Raw genomic sequence first — 22,768 nt, 5'->3', positions numbered from 1 at the left:
ATATCCGCGAAAGTGAGGACATTTCGTCCTGATCTGTTCGGATGCTGGGTTAACCAGGACCTACGATCGCCCGGTGGAGTGGGTAGTGGCGGTCGCGGTGGCCGTGGGACTGGTGGTCGGCGTGCTGCTGACCCGGCTCGTCCTGGCGCGGCGAGTCGGATCGATCTCGGTCGGGAGCCGCCAGTCCGGCTCCCTTCGGCCCGGGGGGAGGCCTGCGATAGCCGACGGTTCATCGTCCGGCCTCGGTCGTCGGACGATCGACTCTCTCCGGGTCGGCGTTGTGGTGCTCGCCGACGACGACGAGCCCGTCCTGGTCAACCCGGCAGCCCGGGCGATGGGGCTGCTCCGCGCTGGCAGCACGCCGGGCACGGTCGCCGCCCATCCGTTGATCCGAACCCTCGCGGGGCAGGTGCGGCGGACCGGCGTACGGCGAGAGATCCAGCTGGACCTGCCTCGGGGGAGCGACGGCGTCGCCGCGGAGAATCCGCTCGGCGTGCACCTGCGGGCGGTTGGCCTCGGCGGCGGCCACGTCGCTGTGGAAGCTGTGGACGTGACCGAGTCGCACCGGCTGGCCCGGGTCCGGCGAGACTTCGTGGCCAATGTGAGTCACGAACTCAAGACCCCGATCGGGGCGCTCCAGCTCCTCGCCGAGGCGTTGCTGGACGCGACCGAGCCGGTCGACGAGGAACAGCCGGACCTCTCCGAGGATCTGGTCGCCACTCGCCGGTTCGCCGAACGGATCCGGCATGAGTCGACCCGGCTGGGTCGGTTGGTGCAGGAGTTGCTGGAGCTGACCCGACTCCAGGGCGCCGACCCGCAGCCCGCGCCGGAGCCGGTCGCCGTGGACTGGGTGGTCGGCGAGGTGGTGGATCGGACCCGGACCGGTGCCAGCTCCCGCCGGATCGACGTGGTGGTAGCCGGCGAGCGGGGACTGACGGTGTACGGCAGTGACACCCAGCTGGCCACCGCCGTGTCGAACCTGGTCGAGAACGCCATCAACTACTCGGGTGAGAACACCACCGTCCGGATCACCGCCCAGCGCGACGACGAACACGTCACGATCGCCGTCACCGACCAGGGCATCGGGATCGGCCCGAGCGACGTGGACCGGATCTTCGAGCGCTTCTACCGGGCCGATCAGGCCCGATCCCGCGCGACCGGCGGCACCGGTCTCGGGCTCGCCATCGTCAAACACATCGCCAGCAATCACGGCGGACGGGTGGAGGTCGCGAGCACTCCCGACGAGGGCTCGACGTTCACCCTCCGGCTCCCCGCCCGTCCCCCGGACGACCTTCTGGTGATACCGCCCTCGGCTGAGATCGAGGCCGAACCGGCCGAGTCCCAGCAGACGTGACAGTGAAAGGAAACCTCTGTTGAGCCGCGTTCTGGTGGTCGAGGACGAGGAGTCGTTCTCCGATGCCCTGTCGTACATGCTCCGTAAAGAGGGCTTCGAGGTTTCGGTTGCCGCGACTGGCCCCTCCGCCCTCAGCGAGTTCGACCGGACCGGTGCCGACATCGTGCTGCTCGACCTGATGCTGCCCGAGATGTCGGGCACTGAGGTGTGTCGGCAGCTCCGGCAGCGCTCGCACGTGCCGATCATCATGGTCACCGCTCGGGACAGTGAGATCGACAAGGTGGTCGGCTTGGAGATCGGCGCCGACGACTACGTGACGAAGCCGTACTCGCCACGGGAGCTCGTCGCCCGGATCCGCGCGGTGCTGCGCCGCAAGAGCGTCGAGACGGTGGAGACCGGTGCGGCGACGTTGGCCGCGGGCCCGGTTCGGATGGACATCGAGCGGCACGTGGTCACGGTCGCCGGCGCCCCGGTGCAACTGCCGTTGAAGGAGTTCGAGCTGCTGGAGTTGCTGCTGCGCAACGCCGGTCGGGTGCTCACCCGGGGCCAGCTGATCGATCGGGTGTGGGGGGCCGACTACGTCGGCGACACGAAGACCCTCGACGTACACGTCAAGCGACTGCGTTCCAAGGTCGAGCCGGAACCATCCGCTCCCCGCTACATCGTCACCGTGCGAGGCCTGGGCTACAAGTTCGAGCCGTGACCGGACGTCCACGCAGCCCGCTGCGGCGCTGAACGGCCGCAGCACGGCCCGGTCTGCGCTAACAGCGGCGCGTGGCCCAGTCTCGCGCGGAACAGCCGTGCGTCAACCCGGCCGAGCGCAGTTGCGGCTGTGCCCGTCCCGCGCCCGCGTCGTGCCGGTTCAGTCCGGGTCGGCCGGGTGCGGGGCGACCAGCCCATGGCGGGCCCGGGCGGCACACAACGCGGCCAGTTCGGCGTACGCGGGCGCACCGATCAGGGCGGTCAGCTCGGGGGCGTACGAGATGTACATCGGTTCGGCCGCCACGTGTGCGTCCCGGGACGAGGTGCACCACCAGTCCAGGTCGTGCCCGCCGGCGCCCCAGCCGCGACGGTCGAACTCCCCGAGCGTGGAGAGGAGCACCTTGGTGCCGTCCGGGCGCTGGACCCACTCCTGTTCGCGGCGGATCGGCAGCTGCCAGCAGACATCCGGCTTGTACTCCAACGGGTGGGCGCCGTCGCGGAGCGCCTGGGCGTGCAGGGCGCAGCCGGCACCGCCGGGAAAGCCGGCGTCGTTGAGGAAGACGCAGGGGCCGTCGGGCCGGGTGGCCGTCCGCCGGGCGGGTGTCTTCTCGTCAACCGTGTCGGTCTCGGTCCAGTTCTTGAAGCCCTGCCGGTGGTGCTGCCAGGTACCCGGGGTCAGCCGTTTGACCGCCGACTGGACCCGCTGTTCGTCGTCGGCGTCGGTGAAGAACGCGCCGTGCGAGCAGCAGCCGTCGGCGGGGCGGTCGGCGTTGATGCCGTGACAGCCGCGCCCGTAGACGCAGGTCCACCGGGACAGCAGCCAGGTCAGGTCGGCCCGGATCAGGTGGATATCGTCGGCCGGATCGCCGAACTCGATCCACTCCCGGGGGAAGTCCAGCGGGACCTCCCGGCCGCGTGGACCGGCTAGCCGCGTATGGAGCTCGATCTGCCCTCTCACCTGACCAGCGTACGCGCCAGCGGATCGCTGGGCCGGTGCGCCGCGGCCGGGTGTTGCCTCTAGGGTTTGCCTCATGCGGCTGGGCGTCCTTGATGTTGGATCCAACACGGTGCACCTGCTGGTGGTGGACGCTCACCGGGGTGCACACCCCTGGCCGGCGCACTCCGAGAAGGCAGTGCTGCGACTGGCCGAACAGATCGGCCCGGATGGCGCGCTCACCACCGCCGGTGCGGATTCCCTGGTGCGGGCGGTCGCGTCCGCGAAGGAGTCCGCAATCGGGCTGGGCACCGACGACCTGATCGCCTTCGCCACCTCCGCGGTTCGGGACGCAACCAACTCGGTTGCGGTGTTGGCCCGGGTCCAGGCGGAGACCGGGGTTCGACTGGAGGTCCTGACCGGTGCCGACGAGGCCCGGATGACCTTCCTCGCGGTGCGCCGCTGGTTCGGCTGGTCGGCCGGGCGGCTGTTAGTGCTGGACATCGGCGGAGGCTCGCTGGAGATCGCGGCGGGCATTGACGAGGATCCGGACGCTGCGGTGTCGTTGCCGCTGGGCGCTGGTCGGCTCACCCGCCGCCATCTCCGGGTCGCTGCGGGCAGTACCACCCCGCCCGGGGTCGAGCAGGTGGAGAAGCTGCGGGCGTACGTGGACGGCCAGCTCGACGCGGTGGCCGGGGAGCTGAACAAGGTGGGCTGGGAGCGTCCGGTCGCTACCTCGAAGACCTTCCGGACCCTGGCCCGCCTTGCCGGCGCGGCCCCCTCCGGAGCGGGCGTCTGGGCCCGCCGTCGGCTCACCCGGGCCGGGCTGCGGCAGGTGCTCGGGTTTATCCGGCACATACCCCCGGCGCAGCTCGTCGAGCTGGATGGGGTCAGCGCCGGCCGGGCACATCAGCTGTTGGCTGGTGCGGTGGTCGCCGAGGCGGCGATGCGCCGGCTGGACATCGGCACCCTGGAGATCTGCCCGTGGGCGTTGCGGGAGGGAGTGATCCTGCGCCGGCTGGATCAGCTTGCACCGATGTGACGCATCCTCGGTAGCCAGCGGTATTTGCCGGGACTCATCCTGAAGATCCCTATCGGCGCCGGCTACTCTCGATGCTGTGCCTTCCCGAGTTCCGGTTCTCCTGTCCACCTCGTCGGTCTTCCCCGAGCGGACCGCGGCGGCGTTTCAGCTGGCCGCAACGCTTGGTTACGACGGCGTCGAGGTGATGGTCTGGACCGATGCGGTCAGCCAGGATGCTGGTGCGCTCGCCGGACTCGCCAAGCACTACGGCGTGCCAGTGCTCTCCGTGCATGCCCCGTGCCTTTTGGTGACCCAGCGGGTGTGGAGCGCCGACCCGTGGGAGCGGTTGCGCCGTTCTGGTGAGCTAGCCGAGACGCTGGGCGCGCCGACCGTGGTGGTGCACCCCCCGTTCACCTGGCAGCGGGACTACGCCCGTAACTTCGCCGAGGGCTTGGATGAGGTCACCGGGCGGTTCAGTGGCATCAGCTTCCCGGTCGAGAACATGTATCCGGTGCGGATGGCGGGGCGGCAGTTCGTCCCGTACGTTCCGGGATGGGATCCGACCACGACGGGGTACCCCACCTACACCCTCGACCTGTCGCACTGCGCCGCATCCCACACCGACGCGCTGGAGTTGGCCGACCGGATGGGCTCCGGCCTAGCCCACGTTCACCTTGGCGATGGCACCGGTGAGGGACGCGACGAGCATCTTGTTCCCGGCCGGGGGACCCAACCCTGCGCCGAGCTGTTGCGCTCACTCGCCAGTCGCGGCTTCACCGGCTCGGTCGCGGTGGAGGTGTCAACCCGGCGGGCGCCAAGTCGCGCGGTCCGGGAAGCGGACCTACGGGCGGCGTTGGCCTTCGCCCGCCAGCACCTCGACCCACCGGCCGCGAGCCTTGCCGGATCGGAGCCGGTGCGGCCGGGCGACCGGGAAGCCGAGGAGCATCCCGGTGGGAGGCCGACGCTCAGCTGACCGCAGTCAGGTTGTCGGCCGGGGCGGTGGACTGCGCCGCCACCGCGACCCGGTCGCGGATCGCGGCCCGCTTGCGGGCCCGGTGCGCCGCCACGTGGGAGCGGGTTGCGCAGCGCTCCGAACAGAACCGCCGGCAGCAGTTCGACGAGGTGTCCAGGTAGACGTTGCCGCACCGCTCGTCCGCACAGACCCCGAACCGGGCGCTGCCGTATTCGCAGAGCCACACCGACAGCCCCCAGGCCGCGCCGGCCAGGTACTCCGCACTCACCGAGGCGCCGCGGCTGGTGACGTGCATGTGCCAGTCACTGGAGTCATGCCCGGAGATGCGCGGTTGCACCGGGTACGCCTCCAGCAGCGCGTTCAGCTCGGCGACGGCTTGGACGTCCCGTCCGGACGTGCCGTATTCGAAGACATCGCGAAGTCGCTTCTGCGCCCGTCGAAAGATCGTGAGATCTCGCTCCGACACCTCGTCCCGCATCCACGAGACGTCGTCGGGGAAGAGCGAACGGAGGGCGTCGAGGTCGTCCAACCGGATGTTTATCAGATCGACTCCGGTTCGGGCGTACGCGTCGAAGTTCACGTCAACCACCGTAGACGACTTCCCGGCATGCGACGTGTCGATGTAGCGCGATGTGACAGCCCCACCGTTTTGCTGCTATGAGCGTTACTCTCGCCCCATGCTTCGTACCGTCATTCTCGCTGCGGCCCGGTCATCGCGGTGCGAGCGGCTCGTCGCGACAGCCCCGATCACTCGGAACGTGGTGCGCCGGTTCGTCGCCGGCCCCCGGCCCGAGGACGCGTTGCGGGTCACCCGTGCCCTCGTTGCCGACGGGCTCGCGGTCACCCTGGATAACCTCGGTGAGGACACGGTCACACCCGAGCAGGCCCGTGCCGTTCGTGATGAGTACCTTGGCCTGCTGGAATCGCTCGCCGCCGACAAGCTCACCCCGGCCGCCGAGGTGAGCGTCAAGCTCTCCGCGCTCGGGCAGACCTTCGACGAGCAGCTCGCCTACGACAACGCCCGGGCGATCTGCGCGGCGGCCGAGGCCGGGGGCACCACGGTCACTCTCGACATGGAGGACCACACCACCACCGACTCCACTCTGGATATCCTCGTCAAACTGCGCGCGGACTACCCGTCCACTGGGGCCGTGCTCCAGGCGTACCTGCGCCGGACCGAGTCCGACTGCCGGCAGCTGTCCGGCGCCGGTTCCCGGGTCCGGCTCTGCAAGGGCGCGTACCGGGAGCCCGAATCGGTGGCCTACCAGTCCGCTCGGGACGTGGACCGGTCCTACGTACGGTGCCTGAGCATTCTGATGGCCGGGGCCGGCTACCCGATGCTCGCCACGCATGACCCCCGCCTGATCGCGATCGGCGAGGACCGGGCCCGCTGGTTCGACCGGGGACCGGAGCAGTTCGAGTTCCAGATGCTCTACGGCATCCGCTCCGCCGATCAGGCCCGTCTGATCGGCGACGGATACACCGTGCGCACGTACGTGCCGTACGGCGAGGAGTGGTTCGGCTATCTCATGCGTCGCCTGGCTGAGCGCCCCGCCAATCTGGGGTTCCTCGCCCACGCCCTGATGGGTCGGTAGTCGCGTACCGGCGGCGGTCATGATCTACCGGTGTCGGGCGTCGACGGGCGCCCTGACACACTGGTGCCTGCTCCCAGCACGGAGCCCCGGTCCGCGTCCGGAAGCGGCTCGGGGCGCTTGTCCGGTGGCACCGGTGGCGCCACCGGCGCCACCGGGCTCCGTGGGGACTGAGCGGGGTGCCGTGCCGCTGGCGGCGGGAGCGCCTCGACTCCACTGGTGTGAATCGTGACGGTTTGTCCGAAGAGATCGCGCCGGTCACATCGGCCCCGCTACCGTACTGGTAACACGCGCGTCGCTGGTCCGGCGGAAGCCCCGTCGGGATAGCACGCGCCGGGCATGGGATAGGCGGTGAGCCATGGCCGGGTCGCGGTCCGACAGTCAGCTGTCGGAGGTCAGGTTCCTCACCGTCGCCGAGGTGGCGACGGTCATGCGGGTGTCAAAGATGACGGTCTACCGCTTGGTGCACGGCGGCGAGCTCGCCGCCATCCGGGTCGGTCGGTCGTTTCGTGTCCCCGAGCACACGGTGCACGAGTACCTGCGCGGTGCCTTTCAGGAAACCGCCTGAACCGCCCGCCCGCGGGCCTGGACCGGCCGCGGTGACCGGCATTGAGGGGCCGCGTTGGTCCTGCTGAGGCTTCCCGGCTACCCTGGACCCGACCGTGACCACAGATGCGCTCCGCCGCCCGTCCCGCAGGTCCGGTCCGTTGTCCGCAAGCGGACGCCGGTGTCATCCGGTCCGCCCCGCACATTGCATCGAAAGGCTGTCGTATGGGCTCGGTGGTCAAGAAGCGCCGCAAGCGCATGGCTAAGAAGAAGCACCGCAAGCTGCTGCGCAAGACCCGCGTCCAGCGTCGCCGTCTCGGCAAGTGATCCGGTGCCGGGCTGGTCCCGGCACCGTCATCACGTGCCAGCTGTCGACCCTCGGAGGCTTAGGTGATCAAGCCACGGATATTCCGGCTCGATCCCGCCTGCCGAGGACGGTGTGCGGCATGACCCCCGGTGGCCCCTCCGGTGCCCCGGGGGTCGTCGTCGTGACCGGGGTCAGTCGCTACCTCGGTGCCCACGTCGCCGCACGGCTCGCCGCCGACCCACGGGTCGGGCGGGTCCTCGGAGTCGACCCATCCGAGGCGGGTGGCGAGCTAACCGACCTGCTCAACGGGGTCGAGCGGGTCCGGGTGGATGCTGGTTCGATCGGTGGCCTCCTCACCGACCTCGACGTTGACGCGGTGGTGCACCTGGCCCTGGTCAGCGCTCCCGACCCGCAGCACGGGGGCCGAGCGGCCATGAAGGACCAGAACGTCATCGGCACGATGCAGCTGCTCGCCGCCGCACAGCACGCGCCCCGGCTGCGCAAGCTCGTCATCCGCTCCTCGACCGCCGCCTACGGCGCGTCCTTCCGCGACCCGGCGGTCTTCACCGAGGAGACCGAGCCGCGTGAAGTACCGCGCGGTGGCTTCGGCCGGGACATCCTGGACATCGAGGGGTACGTGCGAGGTTTTCGCCGCCGTCGCCCCGACGTAACCGCCACCGTGCTGCGGTTCGCGCCGTTCATCGGCTCGACCGCCGACACCACGCTCACTCGTTACTTCGCCCAACCGCTGGTGCCCACCGTGTTCGGCCGCGACCCACGGCTGCAGTTCCTGCACTTCGAGGACGCGCTGGAGGTGCTGCACCGGTCGGTCGTGCTGGACCATCCCGGCACCTACAACGTCGCCGGCCCCGGGGTGCTGGCGCTCTCCCAGGCCATTCGGCGCGCCGGCCGAGTCGCGGTGCCGGTGCTGGAGCCGGGCCTGTCCGGGGCGGCCGCGTTGGCCCGGACGCTCGGCTTCGGCCGCTACGGGTTGGACCAGGTTGACCTCTTCGTGCATGGTCGCGTCGTGGACACCAACCGGCTGGAGCGGGAGTTCGGCTTCACCCCACGCTCCACTGCTGCCGCCTTCGACGACTTCATCCGCGCCCACCGCAACGGCGTCGTGATGACCCGGGAGCGGCTAGCCGCCGCTGAGCAGCTGGTGCTCGACGGGGTCCGGCAGGTTCGCTCCGCCGCGGCTCGGGAGCGGTCGTGAGCGGCGGGGCGGTCTCCGAGCAGCCCGGCGACCACTGGGATCGGAAGGTGGCGAGTGGCTTGGCGTTTCTGCGTGGACGCCTCGCCGGCGACTACGAGGTTGACGAGTTCGGCTTCGACCCGCAGCTCACCGGATCCGTCTTTCATCCACTGTTGCGACTGCTCTACCGGGACTGGTTCCGCACCGAGGTCACCGGGCTGGAGCATGTGCCCGACATGGGGGCGGGCCTCGTAGTGGGTAACCACTCCGGCACCGTGGCCCTGGACGCGCTGATTCTCTCGGCGGTGCTCCACGACCAGCACCCCCAGCACCGATTTCTCCGGCTGCTCGGTGCGGACCTCGTCTTCCGGATGCCGGTGGTGTCGGCGGTGGCCCGCAAGGGCGGCGGCACGGTCGCCTGCAACCCGGACGCCGAGCGTCTGCTCGACTCCGGTGAGTTGGTCAGCGTCTTCCCCGAGGGCTTCAAGGGCATCGGCAAGCTGTACGCGGAGCGCTACAAGCTACAACGATTCGGTCGGGGCGGTTTCGTCTCCGCGGCGTTGCGTACGGGTACCCCGATCGTGCCGGTGGCGATAGTCGGGGGTGAGGAGACCTATCCGATGCTCGCCGATGTGAAGCCCCTCGCCCGGCTGTTGAAGCTGCCATACTTCCCCGTCACGCCGACCTTCCCCTGGCTCGGTCCGCTGGGCATGGTGCCGTTGCCGAGTAAGTGGCTGATCGAGTTCTGCCCGCCGATCGCCACCGAGCACCTGACCGACTCGGCCGATGACCCGTTGGTCGTGTTCAACCTCGCCGACCAGGTGCGGGAGACCATTCAGCAGACCCTGCACCGGCTGTTGGAGCAGCGGCCGGACCCGTTCGGCCCCTGACGAGGGGCGCCACCAGCGGCGAGCCCGCGGGCGGGCGGAATTCGGTTGCGATCGACTGGTGCCTTCGTACGGTGCTCGTTGTGCGGAGAGTCGTCGAGGCGGTCGTGCCAGCTCGGTTGGGTAACGGGTTCCGTTGGTTGCTGGCCTCGTCGTGGGCGACGAACCTGAGCGACGGGATCGCGGTTGCGGCCGGGCCGCTGCTGGTGGCGTCGCTGACCACCAACCCGCTCCTGGTCGCGTTGGCGGCCCTGCTGCGCTGGGCGCCGCCGCTGGTGTTCGGCCTCTGGGCCGGGGTGCTCTCCGATCGACTCGACCGGCGGCGCATCGTGCTGGTGGCTAATACGGTCCGGGTGGGCACCCTCGGCGTGCTGGTCGGGGCGTTGGTGACCGACCGGGTGTCGGTGCTGGTGGTGCTGGTGACGCTGGCACTGCTCGCCAGCGCCGAAGTGTTCGCGGACAACACGACGGGGACGCTGACGCCGATGCTGGTGCGTCGGGAGGACCTGGCGATCGCCAACGCCCGCGTCCTGGCCGGGGTCATCACGCTGAACAAACTGGCCGGCCCGGCGCTCGGGGCCGTGCTCTTCGCGGCCGGTCGGTCCTGGCCGTTCGCCACCAACACGGTTCTCCTCGCGGCCGGGCTGCTGTTGGTGACCCGGGTGTCGCTGCCACCGCGGGCGCCGGCCGCGGCGGGGCAGACCCGGGATCTGCGCGGTGACATCGTGGCTGGGTTTCACTGGGCCGTCCGTCATCCGGCCGTTCGGACGCTCTGCCTAACCGCTCTGTTCTTCAACATCACCTACGGCGCAGCCTGGTCCATCCTGGTGCTCTACGCCGATGCGCGACTCGGCCTCGGTGCCGTCGGCTTCGGCCTGATCAGCACGGCGATGGCGGCGGGCGGGCTGCTCGCCACCGTCGGGTACGGCTGGCTCGCCCGCCGGGTGAGCCTCGGGGGCATCATGCGGGCTGGGCTGATCATCGAAACCCTCACCCATCTCGGTCTCGCCGTCACCACCTCGCCCTGGGTCGCCTCGGGCATCCTCTTCGTCTTCGGGGCGCACGCGTTTGCCTGGGGCACCACCGCCCTGACCATTCGGCAGCGGGCGGTGCCGATCTATTTTCAGGGTCGGGTCAACAGCATCTACACCATGAGTGGGTACGGCGGGCTGGTCGTCGGCTCGGCGCTCGGCGGCCCCCTCGTCACCCTCCTCGGGATGACCGCTCCATTCTGGTTCGCCTTCGCCGGCTCGGCACTGCTCGTCGGGGGGTTGTGGCGCCAGTTCGCCCACATCGCCCACACCGACGATCCGGCACCAACGCCGGTTCCGGCCGGGTCAACCACCCACTGACGGCGGCGCGAGCGTGTTGGCGGGGGAGCTCACGTCCGGATGGACGTGCGGCGGCGGTGCCGGGCCAGCCCCGCAGTGACCGCTCCGGCGACCAGCCCGACGGCGGCGGTTGATGGGACGGCGATCTTCACCGCCCGACGTCCGGTACGGAAGTCCCGTACTTCCCATCCGCGTCGGCGGGCCTCCCGCAGCAGCGCGGAATCCGGGTTGACGGCGACCCCGCGGCCGGCCGCGGCGAGCATCGGTAGATCGTTGGAGGAGTCGCTGTAGGCGGTGCAGCGGGACAGGTCCAGCCCTTCCACCGCGGCGAGTCGGGTCACCGCCTCCGCCTTCGCGGGCCCGTGCATCAGGTCGCCGACCAGCCGTCCCGTGTACGCGCCGTCCACTACCTCGGCGACCGTTCCGATGGCACCGGTGAGCCCCAGCCGGGTGGCGATCACCCGGCCGATCTCCACCGGGGCAGCGCTGACCAACCAGACCCGTTGCCCGGCGTCGAGGTGACCCTGGGCGAGCTGGCGGGCGCCGGCCCAGATCCGGGGCGCCATCAGCTCGTCGAAGATCTCCTCGGCGAGGCGCTCCACGTCCTCCACCCGCCAGCCCTCGACGAACGCGAGCGCGGCCTCCTTGATCTGCGACATGTCGCCGACATGCTCGGTGGCGAGTACCCGGAACCGCAGCTGTTGCCAGGCGAATCGGAGTAGGTCACTGGTGGTGACGTAGTTGCGTGCGGCGAGTCCACGAGCGAACCAGTAGATCGATGCTCCTTGCATCATGGTGTTGTCCACGTCGAAGAAGGCAGCCGCGCCCCGATCCGGCGGCGGGGTCGGCGCGCCGCCAGCCGAGCTCCCACCGGAGATGCGCCTACGGGTGTCGGTGTCGACGGGCACCTCTCGGCTGGCCACGTGCTCCCCCTCCGTACGACCGGCGCACCGTGCGCCACCTGGCGAGGGTAGCCGGGTGGCCCACCGAGGCGGGCCTGCAACCGGGCAAACGACCCAGGTGTGCGGCGGGCCGGCGGTGGCTGCTGGTTCCTCGGGGGGAGCGGGGCCGGCCCGCCGCGGGCGGTGTCAGCGGTTTGCGGGGCAGTTCGCCGGAGTAGGACCGAGCGCGTCGCTGCCGCTCGGCGCGGGCAGGCCGCAGCCGATGGCGGCCCGCAGCGCGTCCGAGCGCCGAAGGGCATCGTCGAGAAGCGCGAGTGAGCGCTGGGTGCGGTCGCGGTCGGCGCGGGTTCCGTCGCCCACGAGTTCGTTGACCGCCGTACGCTGCGCGGCGACGAAGGTGTTGACCACGTCCAGCGCCGTCAGGTCGAGGTCCTGTACCGCGGCGGTAGTGAGCAGGCGAATTCCCTGGCGGGTGTCGGCGTCCATATCGTCTAGGACACCGCTGTAGCCGGTCCGGTCGCCGCTCAGTTGGGCCGCTTCGCTCAGGCGAGTCCGGGCGAAGTCCAGGAAGAGCTGCCCGCGGCTGTGGTCCGAGCCGGTCAACGCGAGCTGAGCGCGCTCCGTCGACCGCTTCATCCCGTACAGTGCGTCGCCCGGTACCGCGTTCTCACTGGCCGCGGAGATGCCGGAGACGGCGACGGCGCCGGTGGCGATGCCGATCAGGATCGCACCGCGGGCCCGGGCCCGTCGTGCGCTAACGGCGGGGAGGAGGAAGGAGCGGTTCGGTACCGGGCGGTGTTCCGTCCGGTCGGTGGTGGCCGTCGGGGCGGGGCGGCCGAGGCCCTCGCGTTCGGCGGTGGCCAGCAGCATCGCCCGTAGGCCGGTCCGGAACTCGGTACTGACCTCGACCGTCGGGGCGGCGTCACCGAGCTGCTGCCCGACCTCGACGAGGTCCGTGAGCTCTTCGTCGACTCGGGATCGGACATGGTGTCGTCGGCCGCCGTTTGCTTCGTCGAGAAGTTGCGCGAAGCGCTCGGCGCGCCGACGGGAGAAAAAGAGGTCGCTGTTCACCGCTGGCACCTCCCTCGCTGGGCGCGGCCGGTCGGCCGCGATCGTTACCGGCGACCGGGGACGGGCAGGCATCGCGGGAGGCTCGAGGCCGGCAGCCGAGCCGGACTCGAGAAACCCGGGGGACGCCGGGACTGCATCGGTCGCACCCGGATGAACGCGCCGCGCCGGGTCGGGGTTACGGGGCCAGTGGCGGAGAAAGCACGGAAAGTGACCGATTTCATCGGATTTTGATCTCCCCGGCGTCGCCGCCGCTGCCAGCGTAGTTATGCCCGGAAGCCGTCTGGGAGCAGCCGGGCGAGGGCCCGAACCGCCCGGTACTGCAAGGCCTTGATGGCGCCCTCGTTCTTGCCCATGGACCGCGCCGTCTCCGCCACCGAGAAGCCTTGGAGGAAGCGGAGCACGATGCACTCCTGCTGCTCCGGATTGAGCTGTTTGACCGCGCCGAGCAGGGTGACGTTGGTGATGTGCTCGACTACGGCCGCCTCTGGGCTGCCTTCCGGCCCCCGGTCTTCGCGCTCGGCGTCGAGGACGTCGCCGGTGGTCACCTCGAGCCGGTAGCGGCCGGACTTGAAGTGGTCTGCCACCAGGTTGCGGGCGATCGTCACCAGCCAGGCCCCGAGGTCTCGGCCCTGCCAGGTGAAGCTACCGATTCGCTTCAGCGCCCGGAGGAAGGTGTCGGAGGTGAGGTCCTCTGCCAGCTGGCGGTTGCCCACCCGGAAGTAGACGAACCGGAAGACGGTGTCCACGTACCGGTCGTAGATCAGGCCGAAGGCCTCGGCCTCGCCGGCCTGTGCTCGCTCGACCAGGGCCCAGATTTCGGTCGCCGGGTCGGACGGGTCGGGACGGCTCGGGAAGCCGGTGGCGGGGGTACTGGCGGGCAGCGCCGGCAGTACCGCCGTGTCCGTGGCGGCGGACTCGGTGGTGGTGGATGGGTCGGCACTCCGGCGGCCCTGTACGGGCATGGCCGGCCGGGCTGGTGCGGCGACTCGGGCCCCGATCGGCTTGGCGTTCGCGCCCGGTGTCCCGCTCCGGGCGGGGGCCTCGTTGGGATGGGTACGGCTGCGTACCCCGTTTTCGCTCCAGGCGCCGAGCTGGCTGTCATCTCGGGGCCCGCGGGGTGTCAACCGCTCATTCGTCGTGGATCGGGAGGGCGGGTCACCCAGGCCGATTGGCCGCTGCGCGTAGCCGAAGGTCGTCATCGGGGCACCTCCGTCGAACGGCCCGAGTCCCCGGCGCGAGGTTGGGGTAGATCGGGCACGCATGGTTTGGGTAGGGGATGTGCCGGCGTGCGGCCGATCCCCTTGAGGTGCTGGTCCAATGCGCTATCGGGCACGGGGGCCTCCTCGGGCTGAGGGGTTGTTGACTCACGGAAAACGGGGTGAGCCAACCCGAGTGATGATAGGGGTCAACGTCACCCGCGCGTGGCAAGTCCGTTACACAGGGCCAAAGTATTTCCGGTCGTGTCGCACTGCTGCCGGACCAGTTGTCCGTCGTGTGCGGTTGACTTTCGGATTCCTCAGTGTCTTGGGGAGACTCCCAGGTGGGTTGGGGTGTGGATGGTCGCGGCGAGGTGCGCGTTGGTCGGTCGGCGGGGCGAGCCGGCGGCAGCTGCCGCCAGCGGTGGCATGTGGAGGGCGCCCTCAATCTCACGGCACGTGACGGCTCAGTCCTGTTGGCAGGACGGATCGAGGTGGCGTCGCTACGCCGCGGCGTGTCGCCGGTCGGCGCCTGCACCGCACTCCCCGGCGCCCGTACCGCGCTCCCCGGCGCCGGTGCGGTCGGTCGTTCATCGCTGTGCCAGACTCGACGGCGGTGCAGGAGGTGCCCGGCCACGGTGCGAACGCTTCTCCGCGCGAGGTGAAGCTGGTACTCGCCGGGTCACCCAGGTGTGGTGCAGGGCGGTACGGGGTGTTTCACACCCGGTCAGCGGCGAAACTGTCCACGCGTACGCGCCGCAAGACACTGCTCCGGTCGTCGGGCCGGGGCCGTCCCAACGGAGGAGACCGATGCGTGAACCCCGCCTCACCCTGATCACCCGGCCTGGTTGCCACCTCTGCGAAGACGCGAAGGCGGCGCTTGAGCGGGTGGTCTCGGTCACCAATGACCGGTGGGTGGAGAAGGACGTCACCGACGATGTGGAGCTGGAGCGCGAGTACGGGGACCGGCTGCCGGTGGTGCTGCTCGACGGCAAGGAGCACGGCTACTGGCGGGTCGAGGAGGAGCGGTTGCTCCGCGACCTGACCACTCCTCAGCTCTGAGGCTTCCAGGTAGGGTGCGGCGATGAGTTCTGCGTACCCGCACCTGGTTTGGGACTGGAACGGAACCCTGCTCGACGACCTGGACCTGATCGTGACATCAACCAATGTTGCCTTCGCCAGCGTCGGCGGGCCGGCGGTGACCGCCGACGAGCATCGGGTGCGGTTTCGTCGACCGATCGCTGACTACTACGCGGAGGTGCTCGGGCGGGCCGTGGATGAGGCGGCGTTCGGCCAGCTGGACAAGATCTTCCACGAGGCGTACCTGGACGGGCTGACCACCTGCGCGTTGGCACATGACGCGGTGGACGCGATGTCCTCCTGGCCCGGGAGCCAGTCGTTGCTCTCCATGTGGTTCCACGAGGATCTGGTGCCAACCGTGCACACCTACGGACTGACCAAGCACTTTCTGCGGGTGGACGGGCTCCGGACCGAGGTCGGTGGGGACCGGAAGGCCGAGTCACTGACCCGGCACCTGGTCGAGCTGGGGCTGGATGGCCGGGACGTGGTGCTGATCGGTGACTCGCTCGACGACGCCGAAGCGGCCCTATCGGTGGGCGGCCGTGCGGTCCTCTACACCGGGGGTCTCACCGACGCTGCCCGGCTGCGGGCCTCCGGTCATCCAGTGGCGGAGACCCTCACCGAGGCGGTCGCCCTGGCCCACTCGAATTGATCATGCCTCGCCTCAGCCGCGGAGGTAGGCCAGGACGGCGCGGACCCGGCGGTGCTGCTCGATATCCGGTGGGAGGTCGAGCTTGGTGAAAATGTTGCGGACGTGCTTCTCGACCGCGCCGTCGGTCACCACCAGACTGCGGGCGATCGCGGTGTTGGAGTGGCCCTCGGCCATCAAACTCAGTACCTCACGTTCGCGCGGGGTCAGGGCCCGCAGCGGATCGTCGCGGCGGCGGCGGGCGAAGAGCTGGGTGATCACCTCGGGATCGAGAACGGTGCCTCCGGCGGCGACCCGGTCCAGCGCGTCGAGGAATTCGCCGATCGCGGCCACCCGGTCCTTGAGTAGGTAGCCAACCCCGACCCCGGTGGCCAGGAGGTCGTCGGCGTAGGACACCTCGACGTACTGGGAGAGCACCAGGATCGGCGTCGCTGGCACCAGATCACGTGCTTGGACGGCGGCCCGGAGCCCTTCGTCGGTGTGCGACGGCGGCATTCGTACATCAACGATCGATACGTCGGGGCGGTGGGTCACCACCGCCTGCACCAGGGCGTCGCCGTCACCGACAGCGGCCACCACCTGGTGGCCGCGTTCGGTGAGAAGTCGGACTAGCCCTTCTCGGAGCAGGACGGCGTCGTCAGCGATCACGATCCGCATGACTGCGTGTCTACCACTACCCGGTCGTCGCGGGGAGTTCGGCCCGGATCCGGTCCGCGATGCCGACCAGCCCGTGCCCCTTGGCCAGGTGCGCACCGCCCTGGCCGTCGTCTTCGATGCCGACCCGCAGTCGCCGTCCGGTCCGCTCCACGAATACCCGGCACTCGGTGGCCCGGCTGTGTTTGGCGACATTGGTGAGCGCTTCGGCGACCACGAAGTACGCCGTGCTCTCCACCGCTGGGTCGAGCCGGCCGCCGGGCTCGCCTAGCCCGGCGTCAACCTGTAGCTCAATCGGGATCAGCCCGCGCCCGGCCAGCGCTGCGAGGGCGCTCGGCAGCCCGCGGTCCACCAGGATGGGCGGTGCGATACCCCGGGACAGCGCGCGTAGCTCGGTGAGGGTTTCCCGGGTTTGGTCAACCGCCTCGTTGAGCGTGTGCCGGGCCGCTACCGGGTTGTCGGTGAGCTGCTCACGGGCCCGGCTGAGATCCATGGCGAGTCGAACCAGCCGTTGCTGCGGCCCGTCGTGGATGTCTCGCTCCAGCTTGCGTAGCGCATTCGCCTCGGCGGAGGCGAATGCGCGTTTCTGTTCTTCGAGGGTGGTGATCCGGTTGCGCAACTCGGCCACGCCGGTGAGCAGAGCGCGGGCCAGGCCACCCTCGGTCCGCGCGCAGGCCCGGGCCACCAACGGCAGAGTGAGCAGGGCGAAGAGGCCGATGGCGGTGTACAGGAAGATCCGGGCGCCGGCACCGGCACCCATCCCGAGGAGCTCACTGAGGGAAGTGCTGTCCGGACCATGCGGTAGATACCGGTCATATATCGGGTAGCAGACGCCGGCGAGCGCCACGGACCACCAGCTGACCAGGATGGCGAAGGCCGGTGTCGCCACCAGTAACTTGCTGAACGCGTGGAGCAGGTCGAGCCAGGACTGCGGATCGCGTACCGGCGCCAGGGCTCGGCCCCAGAAGCCGGCACCTGGATCGGGGCTTCGGTAGACGGGGCGGATCCGGGGCATGCCCAGCACGGAGGGCAGCCAGAGCCGTTCGATATCGGCCAGGACGCGGACGGCGTAGAGCGTTCCGGTCAGGATCGGCAGGCCCAGCGTGGTCACCAACAGGCCGAGGCTGAGGGAGATCCCGGTGGCGGCCAGCACGATGCCGACCAGGGCGAGGGGTAGGCCGGAGAGGACGTAGCCGGAGTCGCGCAGGAGCTGGCGGAGCAGGGTGCGCAGCGGGCTGGAGGTGGGGGTGGCGGCCACGCGTGCAGCTGTCATGCCCTGAGGCTAGGCAGTGAGACCGAAACCACCCATCCTGCACGCCGCCGAAAATTTGGAGGTGCTGGCGCTACCACGCTTCGGGAGGGCCTGGCGCTACCACGCTTCGGGAGGGGCTGGTGTACCACGCCCGTCGGGAAGTGGGCGACGCGCCCCCCGTGTGATTGGTCAGAGAAGTCGTAATTGAGCAATAATCGCCGGACGGCGTGGGCGGAGTCGAGACATTGATCTTGTGGAACGGGGGGCCGGGTGGAGTCGCGTCGTGGGCGACCAAGATCGCGATTTGTGCGTGTCTTCACAAGCGCTTACTCTGTAGTTCCGACCCGCCCCGCTAGCACAGCCGGTCTTCTCGGTGGCCAGCGGGAGTCCCGACCCGGCCCGGCGGAGTTGGCCCAGGATCCCACCGCACGGAGTTTCATGAGTCAGCACCGCCCGCCCGGCGCACCCGAACGCCCTGTCGCCGTGCCGGCGTTGCCAGACCTGCCGGAGGCGACCGTCGCCCGGCTTCCCGAGTATCTCCGCGCCCTGCACAACCTGGCCGAAAACGGTCACGAGACGGTGTCCAGTGAGTGGTTGGCCACGGCTGCGGGAGTTAACTCCGCCAAGCTCCGCAAGGATCTGTCGCACCTTGGCTCCTACGGCACCCGGGGAGTCGGCTACGACGTGGCCCTGCTGATCGATCAGATCGAGTACGTCCTGGGGCTCACCCAGCGGCGCTCGGTTGCCCTGGTCGGGGTGGGTAATCTCGGCCATGCCCTCGCTGGCTACGACGGTTTCGCCACCCGTGGTTTCCGCATCGCCGCGCTCTTTGACGCCGACCCCGTTCGGATTGGTGAGGAGATTAACGGCCTGGTCGTCCAGCACGTGGACGAGCTGTCCCGGGTCGCCACCGAGGAGTCGATCGCGATCGGCGTGATCGCCACCCCGGCCGCCGCCGCGCAGCGGGTCGCCGACCGGCTGGTCGCCGGCGGAGTGACCAGCATCCTGAACTTCGCGCCCTGCGTGCTAACCGTGCCGGACGGGGTTGACGTCCGTAAGGTCGACCTCGCCGTCGAGCTGCAGATCCTGTCCTTCCACGAGCACCGTAAGGCGTCCCTGACCGCACTCCCCGCCGCCGGCGAGGCCGCCCTCACCCCATTGCCGGGTAACCTCGCCGCCACCGACCCCCAGGAGGCGATCGGCACGTGAAACTGCTAGTCGTCGGCGCGTCTTACCGCACCGCCCCGGTCGCCACTCTGGAGCGACTGGCGGTCGCCCCCGCTGACCTCCCCCGCGTTCTGGCCCGCCTGGTAGCGCAGCCGTACGTGAGTGAAGCGGTGCTCGTCTCCACCTGCAACCGGGTGGAGGTATATGCTGTTGTATCCGGTTTCCATGGCGGCCTCGGTGACATCTGTGCTGTCCTGGCCGAGCCGACCGGCTGCCAGCCGGCTGCCCTCGCCGACCACCTGTACGTGCACTTTGACGCCGCCGCGGTCAACCACGTCTTTCGGGTCGCCGCCGGCCTGGACTCCATGGTCGTGGGCGAGGCCCAGATCCTCGGCCAGATCCGGGACGCGTACCACTGGGCGTCCGAGGCGGAAACCGTTGACCGCCTGCTGCACGAGCTGATGCAGCAGGCCCTACGGGTCGGGAAGCGGGCCCATTCCGAGACTGGCATCGACCGGGCCGGGCAGAGCGTCGTCACTGCCGCCCTCGGCCTCGCTACCGAGCTACTCGACAGCGACCTGGCCGGCCGCCCTGCGCTGGTGGTGGGGGCGGGGGCGATGGGCTCGCTGGGCGCGGCCACCCTCTCCCGGTTGGGCGCCGCGCCGGTCACCGTGACCAACCGAGGTGCCGATCGAGCGATCCGGCTGGCCGAGTCGTACGGCGGTACTGCCGTGCCGATCGCCGACCTCACCAAAACGCTTTCCACAGTGGATATCGTAGTGGCCGCCACGGCCGCCCCCGAGGCGGTCCTCACCCGCGCGGTGGTGACCCAGGCACTCGCTGGTCGGGACCCATCCCGGGGGCCGCTGGTCCTGCTCGACCTGGCTGTCCCGCGGGACGTCGAGCCCGGCGTGGCCGACCTGCCCAGCGTCCAGGTCATCGACATCGACCGGATGGCGGCATTGGTCGCCGGCGGCCCCGTCGCCGCCGACGCCGCCGCGGTGGAGCAGATCGTCGCCGCCGAGGTTGACGCCTTCCTCACCTGGCTGCGGGGAGCGGACGTCGCACCGACCGTGGCCGCGCTGCGGGGGCGCGCCGACGACGTGGTCGCCGCGGAGCTGGGCCGGCTCACCCAGCGTCGCCCGGATCTGACCGACGACCAGCGGGCCGAGGTCGCCCGGACAGTGCACCGGGTCGTCCAGCGCCTCCTGCACCAGCCGACCGTACGGGTTCGCCAGCTCGCGGCGGAGCCCGGCGGGGACCAGTACACGGCGCTGCTGCGTGAGCTTTTCGACCTGGAGGTGCCACAGACCTCCGCGGTCGGCACCGTCCCCGATGTGGTGGTGCCCGACGTCGATCCCCAGCTCGGCGGCGACGCCGAGGCGCTACCCACCGGAGGTGAGTGATGAAGGTCCCCCTACGCCTTGGTACTCGGGGCAGCGCCCTGGCGATGGCCCAGTCCGGGCAGGTCGCGGCGGCCCTCACCGCGGCCACCGGCACCCCGGTGGAGTTGGTCGAGGTGGTGACCACCGGTGACCGCTCCGCGGCCCCAGTGCACCAGCTCGGTGTCGGCGTGTTCGTCTCCGCGCTTCGGGACGCCCTCGCCGCGGGCACCATCGACTTCGCGGTGCACTCGTACAAGGACCTGCCGACCGCGGCGGCCCCCGGCCTGTACGTCGCCGCCGTCCCAGCCCGGCAGGATCCCCGGGACGCGCTCGTGGCCACCGGTGGTCGTACCCTCGCCGAGCTGCCGCCCGGCGCCCGGGTCGGCACCGGCGCGCTGCGTCGCATCGCCCAGCTGCACGCGCTTGGGCTTCAGCTCGAGGTCGAGCCGATCCGGGGTAACGTCGGTACCCGGCTGGCGCGGGTGCTCGGGCCGGAGGCCGACCTGGACGCGGTGGTTCTGGCGCGGGCCGGGCTGGCCCGCCTGGATCGCACCGACACGATCACCGAGACGCTCGACCCGATGCTGATGCTGCCCGCTCCCGCTCAAGGGGCGCTGGCGGTGGAGTGCCGGTCCGACGATTCGGCTCTGGTCGAGCTGCTTGCGGTACTCGACCACGCACCGTCCCGCGCCACGGTCGTCGCGGAGCGGGCGCTGCTCGCCACCCTGGAGGCCGGGTGCAGTGCCCCGGTCGCCGCCTACGCCGAACTCGCCGAAGGCGACGTCGGTGAAGAGATCTACCTGCGCGGGGCGGTGATCAGTCCGGACGGTACTCGTGACCTCCGGCTGTCCCGCACCGGAACGCCCGCCGACGCGGTGGAGATCGGTAAGGCCCTCGCCACTGATCTCCTCGACCTCGGCGCCGACTCGATCCTCGGCCAGCAACGGAACCTTGGCCCGGGGACCCAGCAATTTGGGAGCACAGTATGACCCGCACCCGTAAGCCCGTAGGCCGCATCGCGTTCGTCGGGGCCGGTCCCGGCGATCCGGGCCTGCTGACCCGCCGGGGATACGACGCCCTGGTCAGCGCCGACCAGGTGGTATATGACCGGGGAGTCCCCGAGGCGCTGCTCGATGTCGTCCGCGGCCAGGCGAAGCAGGAGGCTCAGCTAACCCTGGCCGAGGGCGGATCGGGCGATGTGGCGAAGGTCCTGATCTCGGCGGCCCGTTCCGGGCTGAACGCGGTGCACCTGGTCGCCGGTGACCCGTTCGGCCACGAGGCGGTGGTCCGGGAGGTGCAGGCGGTCGCCCGAACCGCCGGCCAGTTCGAGGTGGTCCCGGGCGTCGGCCAGGCCGAGGGGGTGGCGACCTACGCGGGTGTGCCGCTGCCCGGGGTCCGGACGGCGGCCGACGTCGAGGATGTCACCACGCTCGACTTCGAGGCGCTGGCCGCCGCCGTCACCCGGGGTCCGTTGGCCCTCGCGGTGGACGCCGGGGACCTCGCCGCGATCCGGGACGGGTTGCTCGCCGCCGGAGTCGACGATGCGACCGCGGTCGGCGTGACCGGCGACGGCACCGGCGAGACCCAGTACACGACCACGTCGACAGTGGACTCTTTCGTCGCGGCGGCGCTCGGGTTCACCGGCCGGGTCGTGCTCACCCTCGGCGAGGGCGTCGGCCAGCGGGACAAGCTCAGCTGGTGGGAGAACCGCCCGCTGTACGGCTGGAAGGTGCTCGTACCGCGGACCAAGGAGCAGGCGGGGGTGATGAGCGCCCGACTGCGCGCGTACGGCGCGATCCCCTGCGAGGTGCCGACCATCGCGGTCGAGCCGCCGCGTACCCCCGCGCAGATGGAGCGTGCGGTCAAGGGGCTGGTCGACGGCCGGTACGCCTGGGTGATCTTCACTTCGGTGAATGCGGTCCGGGCGGTCTGGGAGAAGTTCGCCGAGCACGGCCTCGACGCCCGCCACTTCGGTGGCGTGAAGATCGCCTGTATCGGCGACGCGACCGCCGACGCGGTACGCGCCTTCGGGATCCGGCCGGAGCTGATCCCCGCCGGGGAGCAGTCCTCGGAGGGGCTGCTGGCCGAGTTCTCGCCGCACGACGAGGTGCTTGACCCGGTCGGTCGGGTGCTGCTGCCGCGCGCCGACATCGCCACCGAAACCCTAGCCGCCGGGCTCACCGAGCGCGGCTGGGAGGTTGACGACGTGACCGCCTACCGGACGGTTCGGGCGGCGCCGCCGCCGGCCGAGATCCGCGACGCGATCAAGTCGGGTGGGTTCGACGCGGTGCTCTTCACCTCGTCGTCCACGGTCCGGAATCTGGTCGGCATCGCCGGGAAGCCACACGCGCGGACCGTTGTTGCGGTAATTGGGCCCAAGACGGCGGAGACCGCCACCGAGTTCGGCCTTCGGGTTGACGTGCAGCCACCGCACGCCTCGGTCCCCGACCTGGTGGAGGCGCTGGCCGGCTACGCCGTCGAGCTGCGCGAGAAGCTTGCCGCGATGCCGGCGAAGCAGCGGCGCGGCTCGAAGGTGCAGGGGCCGACCGCCCTCCGGTTCCGCTGACCCT

General features: G+C 70.4%; 23 protein-coding genes and 1 pseudogene. 17 read left to right on the top strand and 7 right to left on the bottom strand.

What is annotated here, in order from left to right:
- The first annotated feature begins 73 nt into the window (after positions 1–73).
- On the top strand, positions 74–1,354 hold the full coding sequence (locus tag B116_RS0123270) for a sensor histidine kinase (protein ID WP_027661478.1): 1,281 nt from the start codon (positions 74–76) through the stop codon (positions 1,352–1,354).
- A gap of 19 nt (positions 1,355–1,373) precedes the next feature.
- On the top strand, positions 1,374–2,057 hold the full coding sequence (locus tag B116_RS0123265; protein ID WP_020608323.1) for a response regulator transcription factor: 684 nt from the start codon (positions 1,374–1,376) through the stop codon (positions 2,055–2,057).
- Between the two features lie 159 nt (positions 2,058–2,216).
- Here the strand turns inward: B116_RS0123265 and B116_RS0123260 are convergent, their stop codons facing one another.
- Positions 2,217–3,014 (bottom strand): hypothetical protein, encoded by a 798-nt coding sequence (locus B116_RS0123260; protein ID WP_027661477.1) that lies wholly within the window; start codon positions 3,012–3,014, stop codon positions 2,217–2,219.
- 73 nt (positions 3,015–3,087) lie between these two features.
- Here B116_RS0123260 and B116_RS0123255 point away from each other — a divergent pair, with 73 nt between their 5' ends.
- On the top strand, positions 3,088–4,032 hold the full coding sequence (locus B116_RS0123255; RefSeq protein WP_018724160.1) for a Ppx/GppA phosphatase family protein: 945 nt from the start codon (positions 3,088–3,090) through the stop codon (positions 4,030–4,032).
- Positions 4,033–4,108: 76 nt separating this feature from the next.
- Entirely contained in the window at positions 4,109–4,984 is an 876-nt protein-coding gene (locus B116_RS0123250; RefSeq protein WP_018724161.1) for a sugar phosphate isomerase/epimerase family protein, read from the top strand.
- On the opposite strand, the gene B116_RS0123245 is transcribed toward B116_RS0123250, so the two are convergent.
- Positions 4,977–5,564, bottom strand: a complete 588-nt coding sequence (locus B116_RS0123245; RefSeq protein WP_018724162.1) for a CGNR zinc finger domain-containing protein — start codon at positions 5,562–5,564, stop codon at positions 4,977–4,979. The two genes, B116_RS0123250 and B116_RS0123245, sit on opposite strands and share 8 nt — an antisense overlap.
- Before the next feature lie 97 nt (positions 5,565–5,661).
- Here B116_RS0123245 and B116_RS0123240 point away from each other — a divergent pair, with 97 nt between their 5' ends.
- The 7 genes and pseudogenes from B116_RS0123240 (at position 5,662) to B116_RS0123215 (ending at position 10,863) form a co-directional block, all read left to right on the top strand.
- Positions 5,662–6,579 (top strand): proline dehydrogenase family protein, encoded by a 918-nt coding sequence (locus B116_RS0123240; protein WP_018724163.1) that lies wholly within the window; start codon positions 5,662–5,664, stop codon positions 6,577–6,579.
- A gap of 12 nt (positions 6,580–6,591) precedes the next feature.
- Positions 6,592–6,750: pseudogene (locus B116_RS27735) on the top strand (ABC transporter ATP-binding protein); the annotation flags it as partial.
- Between the two features lie 184 nt (positions 6,751–6,934).
- Positions 6,935–7,144: a helix-turn-helix domain-containing protein gene (locus B116_RS0123235; RefSeq protein ID WP_027661476.1), complete on the top strand. Its 210-nt coding sequence runs from the start codon at positions 6,935–6,937 to the stop codon at positions 7,142–7,144.
- A 203-nt stretch (positions 7,145–7,347) separates the two neighbouring features.
- Positions 7,348–7,449 (top strand): 30S ribosomal protein bS22, encoded by a 102-nt coding sequence (locus B116_RS27205; RefSeq protein ID WP_007465623.1) that lies wholly within the window; start codon positions 7,348–7,350, stop codon positions 7,447–7,449.
- Positions 7,450–7,568: 119 nt separating this feature from the next.
- Positions 7,569–8,645, top strand: coding sequence for an NAD-dependent epimerase/dehydratase family protein (locus B116_RS0123225; protein WP_027661475.1), 1,077 nt, complete (start codon positions 7,569–7,571; stop codon positions 8,643–8,645).
- Positions 8,642–9,514 carry a lysophospholipid acyltransferase family protein gene (locus B116_RS0123220; protein WP_027661474.1) on the top strand — a complete coding sequence of 291 codons (873 nt, stop codon included), beginning with the start codon at positions 8,642–8,644 and terminating at the stop codon, positions 9,512–9,514. Before B116_RS0123225 ends, B116_RS0123220 begins: the two co-directional genes overlap by 4 nt.
- A gap of 71 nt (positions 9,515–9,585) precedes the next feature.
- On the top strand, positions 9,586–10,863 hold the full coding sequence (locus B116_RS0123215) for an MFS transporter (RefSeq protein ID WP_033667820.1): 1,278 nt from the start codon (positions 9,586–9,588) through the stop codon (positions 10,861–10,863).
- Between the two features lie 29 nt (positions 10,864–10,892).
- Here B116_RS0123215 and B116_RS0123210 read toward each other — a convergent pair whose 3' ends face one another.
- The 3 genes from B116_RS0123210 to B116_RS0123200 all read right to left on the bottom strand — a co-directional run bounded on the left by B116_RS0123210 (position 10,893) and on the right by B116_RS0123200 (position 14,014).
- The gene (locus tag B116_RS0123210) at positions 10,893–11,765 is read right to left on the bottom strand and encodes an HAD family hydrolase (protein ID WP_027661472.1); all 873 of its coding nucleotides are present in this window, start codon (positions 11,763–11,765) and stop codon (positions 10,893–10,895) included.
- A gap of 165 nt (positions 11,766–11,930) precedes the next feature.
- On the bottom strand, positions 11,931–12,815 hold the full coding sequence (locus B116_RS0123205; RefSeq protein ID WP_018724169.1) for a DUF5667 domain-containing protein: 885 nt from the start codon (positions 12,813–12,815) through the stop codon (positions 11,931–11,933).
- Positions 12,816–13,078: 263 nt separating this feature from the next.
- A complete protein-coding gene (locus tag B116_RS0123200) occupies positions 13,079–14,014 on the bottom strand; it encodes an ECF subfamily RNA polymerase sigma factor, BldN family (protein ID WP_018724170.1) in 936 nt (311 codons plus the stop codon).
- An 807-nt stretch (positions 14,015–14,821) separates the two neighbouring features.
- Here B116_RS0123200 and B116_RS0123195 point away from each other — a divergent pair.
- On the top strand, positions 14,822–15,073 hold the full coding sequence (locus B116_RS0123195; protein WP_018254585.1) for a glutaredoxin family protein: 252 nt from the start codon (positions 14,822–14,824) through the stop codon (positions 15,071–15,073).
- Between the two features lie 22 nt (positions 15,074–15,095).
- Positions 15,096–15,743 carry an HAD family hydrolase gene (locus tag B116_RS0123190; RefSeq protein ID WP_027661471.1) on the top strand — a complete coding sequence of 216 codons (648 nt, stop codon included), beginning with the start codon at positions 15,096–15,098 and terminating at the stop codon, positions 15,741–15,743.
- 12 nt (positions 15,744–15,755) lie between these two features.
- Here B116_RS0123190 and B116_RS0123185 read toward each other — a convergent pair whose 3' ends face one another.
- Both B116_RS0123185 and B116_RS0123180 read right to left on the bottom strand, forming a co-directional pair.
- On the bottom strand, positions 15,756–16,397 hold the full coding sequence (locus tag B116_RS0123185; protein ID WP_027661470.1) for a response regulator: 642 nt from the start codon (positions 16,395–16,397) through the stop codon (positions 15,756–15,758).
- A gap of 16 nt (positions 16,398–16,413) precedes the next feature.
- Entirely contained in the window at positions 16,414–17,667 is a 1,254-nt protein-coding gene (locus B116_RS0123180) for a sensor histidine kinase (RefSeq protein WP_027661469.1), read from the bottom strand.
- Between the two features lie 417 nt (positions 17,668–18,084).
- On the opposite strand from B116_RS0123180, the gene B116_RS0123175 reads away from it, so the two are divergent.
- Genes B116_RS0123175 through B116_RS0123160 form a run of 4 tightly spaced genes read left to right on the top strand, consistent with a single transcriptional unit; the run spans position 18,085 to position 22,764 of the window.
- A complete protein-coding gene (locus B116_RS0123175; RefSeq protein ID WP_026322069.1) occupies positions 18,085–18,855 on the top strand; it encodes a redox-sensing transcriptional repressor Rex in 771 nt (256 codons plus the stop codon).
- Entirely contained in the window at positions 18,852–20,219 is a 1,368-nt protein-coding gene (locus tag B116_RS0123170) for a glutamyl-tRNA reductase (protein ID WP_018724175.1), read from the top strand. The genes B116_RS0123175 and B116_RS0123170 overlap by 4 nt, the downstream gene beginning before the upstream one ends.
- Positions 20,219–21,187, top strand: coding sequence for a hydroxymethylbilane synthase (gene hemC, locus B116_RS0123165; protein WP_027661468.1), 969 nt, complete (start codon positions 20,219–20,221; stop codon positions 21,185–21,187). Before B116_RS0123170 ends, hemC begins: the two co-directional genes overlap by 1 nt.
- Entirely contained in the window at positions 21,184–22,764 is a 1,581-nt protein-coding gene (locus B116_RS0123160) for a bifunctional uroporphyrinogen-III C-methyltransferase/uroporphyrinogen-III synthase (protein ID WP_027661467.1), read from the top strand. Before hemC ends, B116_RS0123160 begins: the two co-directional genes overlap by 4 nt.
- Positions 22,765–22,768: the final 4 nt, after the last annotated feature.

Source organism: Salinispora fenicalii (assembly GCF_000514815.1).
GTDB lineage: Bacteria > Actinomycetota > Actinomycetes > Mycobacteriales > Micromonosporaceae > Micromonospora > Micromonospora fenicalii.
This window is presented reverse-complemented; position numbering and strand designations above follow the sequence as displayed.

What these genes read in the sequence shown, in the direction of transcription:
- B116_RS0123160 (WP_027661467.1), top strand. Translation starts at nt 21,184, where the DNA reads ATGACCCGCACCCGTAAGCCCGTAGGCCGCATCGCGTTCGTCGGGGCC.
- B116_RS0123240 (WP_018724163.1), top strand. Translation starts at nt 5,662, where the DNA reads ATGCTTCGTACCGTCATTCTCGCTGCGGCCCGGTCATCGCGGTGCGAG.
- B116_RS0123225 (WP_027661475.1), top strand. Translation starts at nt 7,569, where the DNA reads ATGACCCCCGGTGGCCCCTCCGGTGCCCCGGGGGTCGTCGTCGTGACC.
- B116_RS0123235 (WP_027661476.1), top strand. Translation starts at nt 6,935, where the DNA reads ATGGCCGGGTCGCGGTCCGACAGTCAGCTGTCGGAGGTCAGGTTCCTC.
- B116_RS0123200 (WP_018724170.1), bottom strand. Translation starts at nt 14,014, where the DNA reads ATGACGACCTTCGGCTACGCGCAGCGGCCAATCGGCCTGGGTGACCCG.
- B116_RS0123195 (WP_018254585.1), top strand. Translation starts at nt 14,822, where the DNA reads ATGCGTGAACCCCGCCTCACCCTGATCACCCGGCCTGGTTGCCACCTC.
- B116_RS0123175 (WP_026322069.1), top strand. Translation starts at nt 18,085, where the DNA reads ATGAGTCAGCACCGCCCGCCCGGCGCACCCGAACGCCCTGTCGCCGTG.
- B116_RS27205 (WP_007465623.1), top strand. Translation starts at nt 7,348, where the DNA reads ATGGGCTCGGTGGTCAAGAAGCGCCGCAAGCGCATGGCTAAGAAGAAG.
- hemC (WP_027661468.1), top strand. Translation starts at nt 20,219, where the DNA reads ATGAAGGTCCCCCTACGCCTTGGTACTCGGGGCAGCGCCCTGGCGATG.
- B116_RS0123185 (WP_027661470.1), bottom strand. Translation starts at nt 16,397, where the DNA reads ATGCGGATCGTGATCGCTGACGACGCCGTCCTGCTCCGAGAAGGGCTA.
- B116_RS0123190 (WP_027661471.1), top strand. Translation starts at nt 15,096, where the DNA reads ATGAGTTCTGCGTACCCGCACCTGGTTTGGGACTGGAACGGAACCCTG.
- B116_RS0123180 (WP_027661469.1), bottom strand. Translation starts at nt 17,667, where the DNA reads ATGACAGCTGCACGCGTGGCCGCCACCCCCACCTCCAGCCCGCTGCGC.
- B116_RS0123255 (WP_018724160.1), top strand. Translation starts at nt 3,088, where the DNA reads ATGCGGCTGGGCGTCCTTGATGTTGGATCCAACACGGTGCACCTGCTG.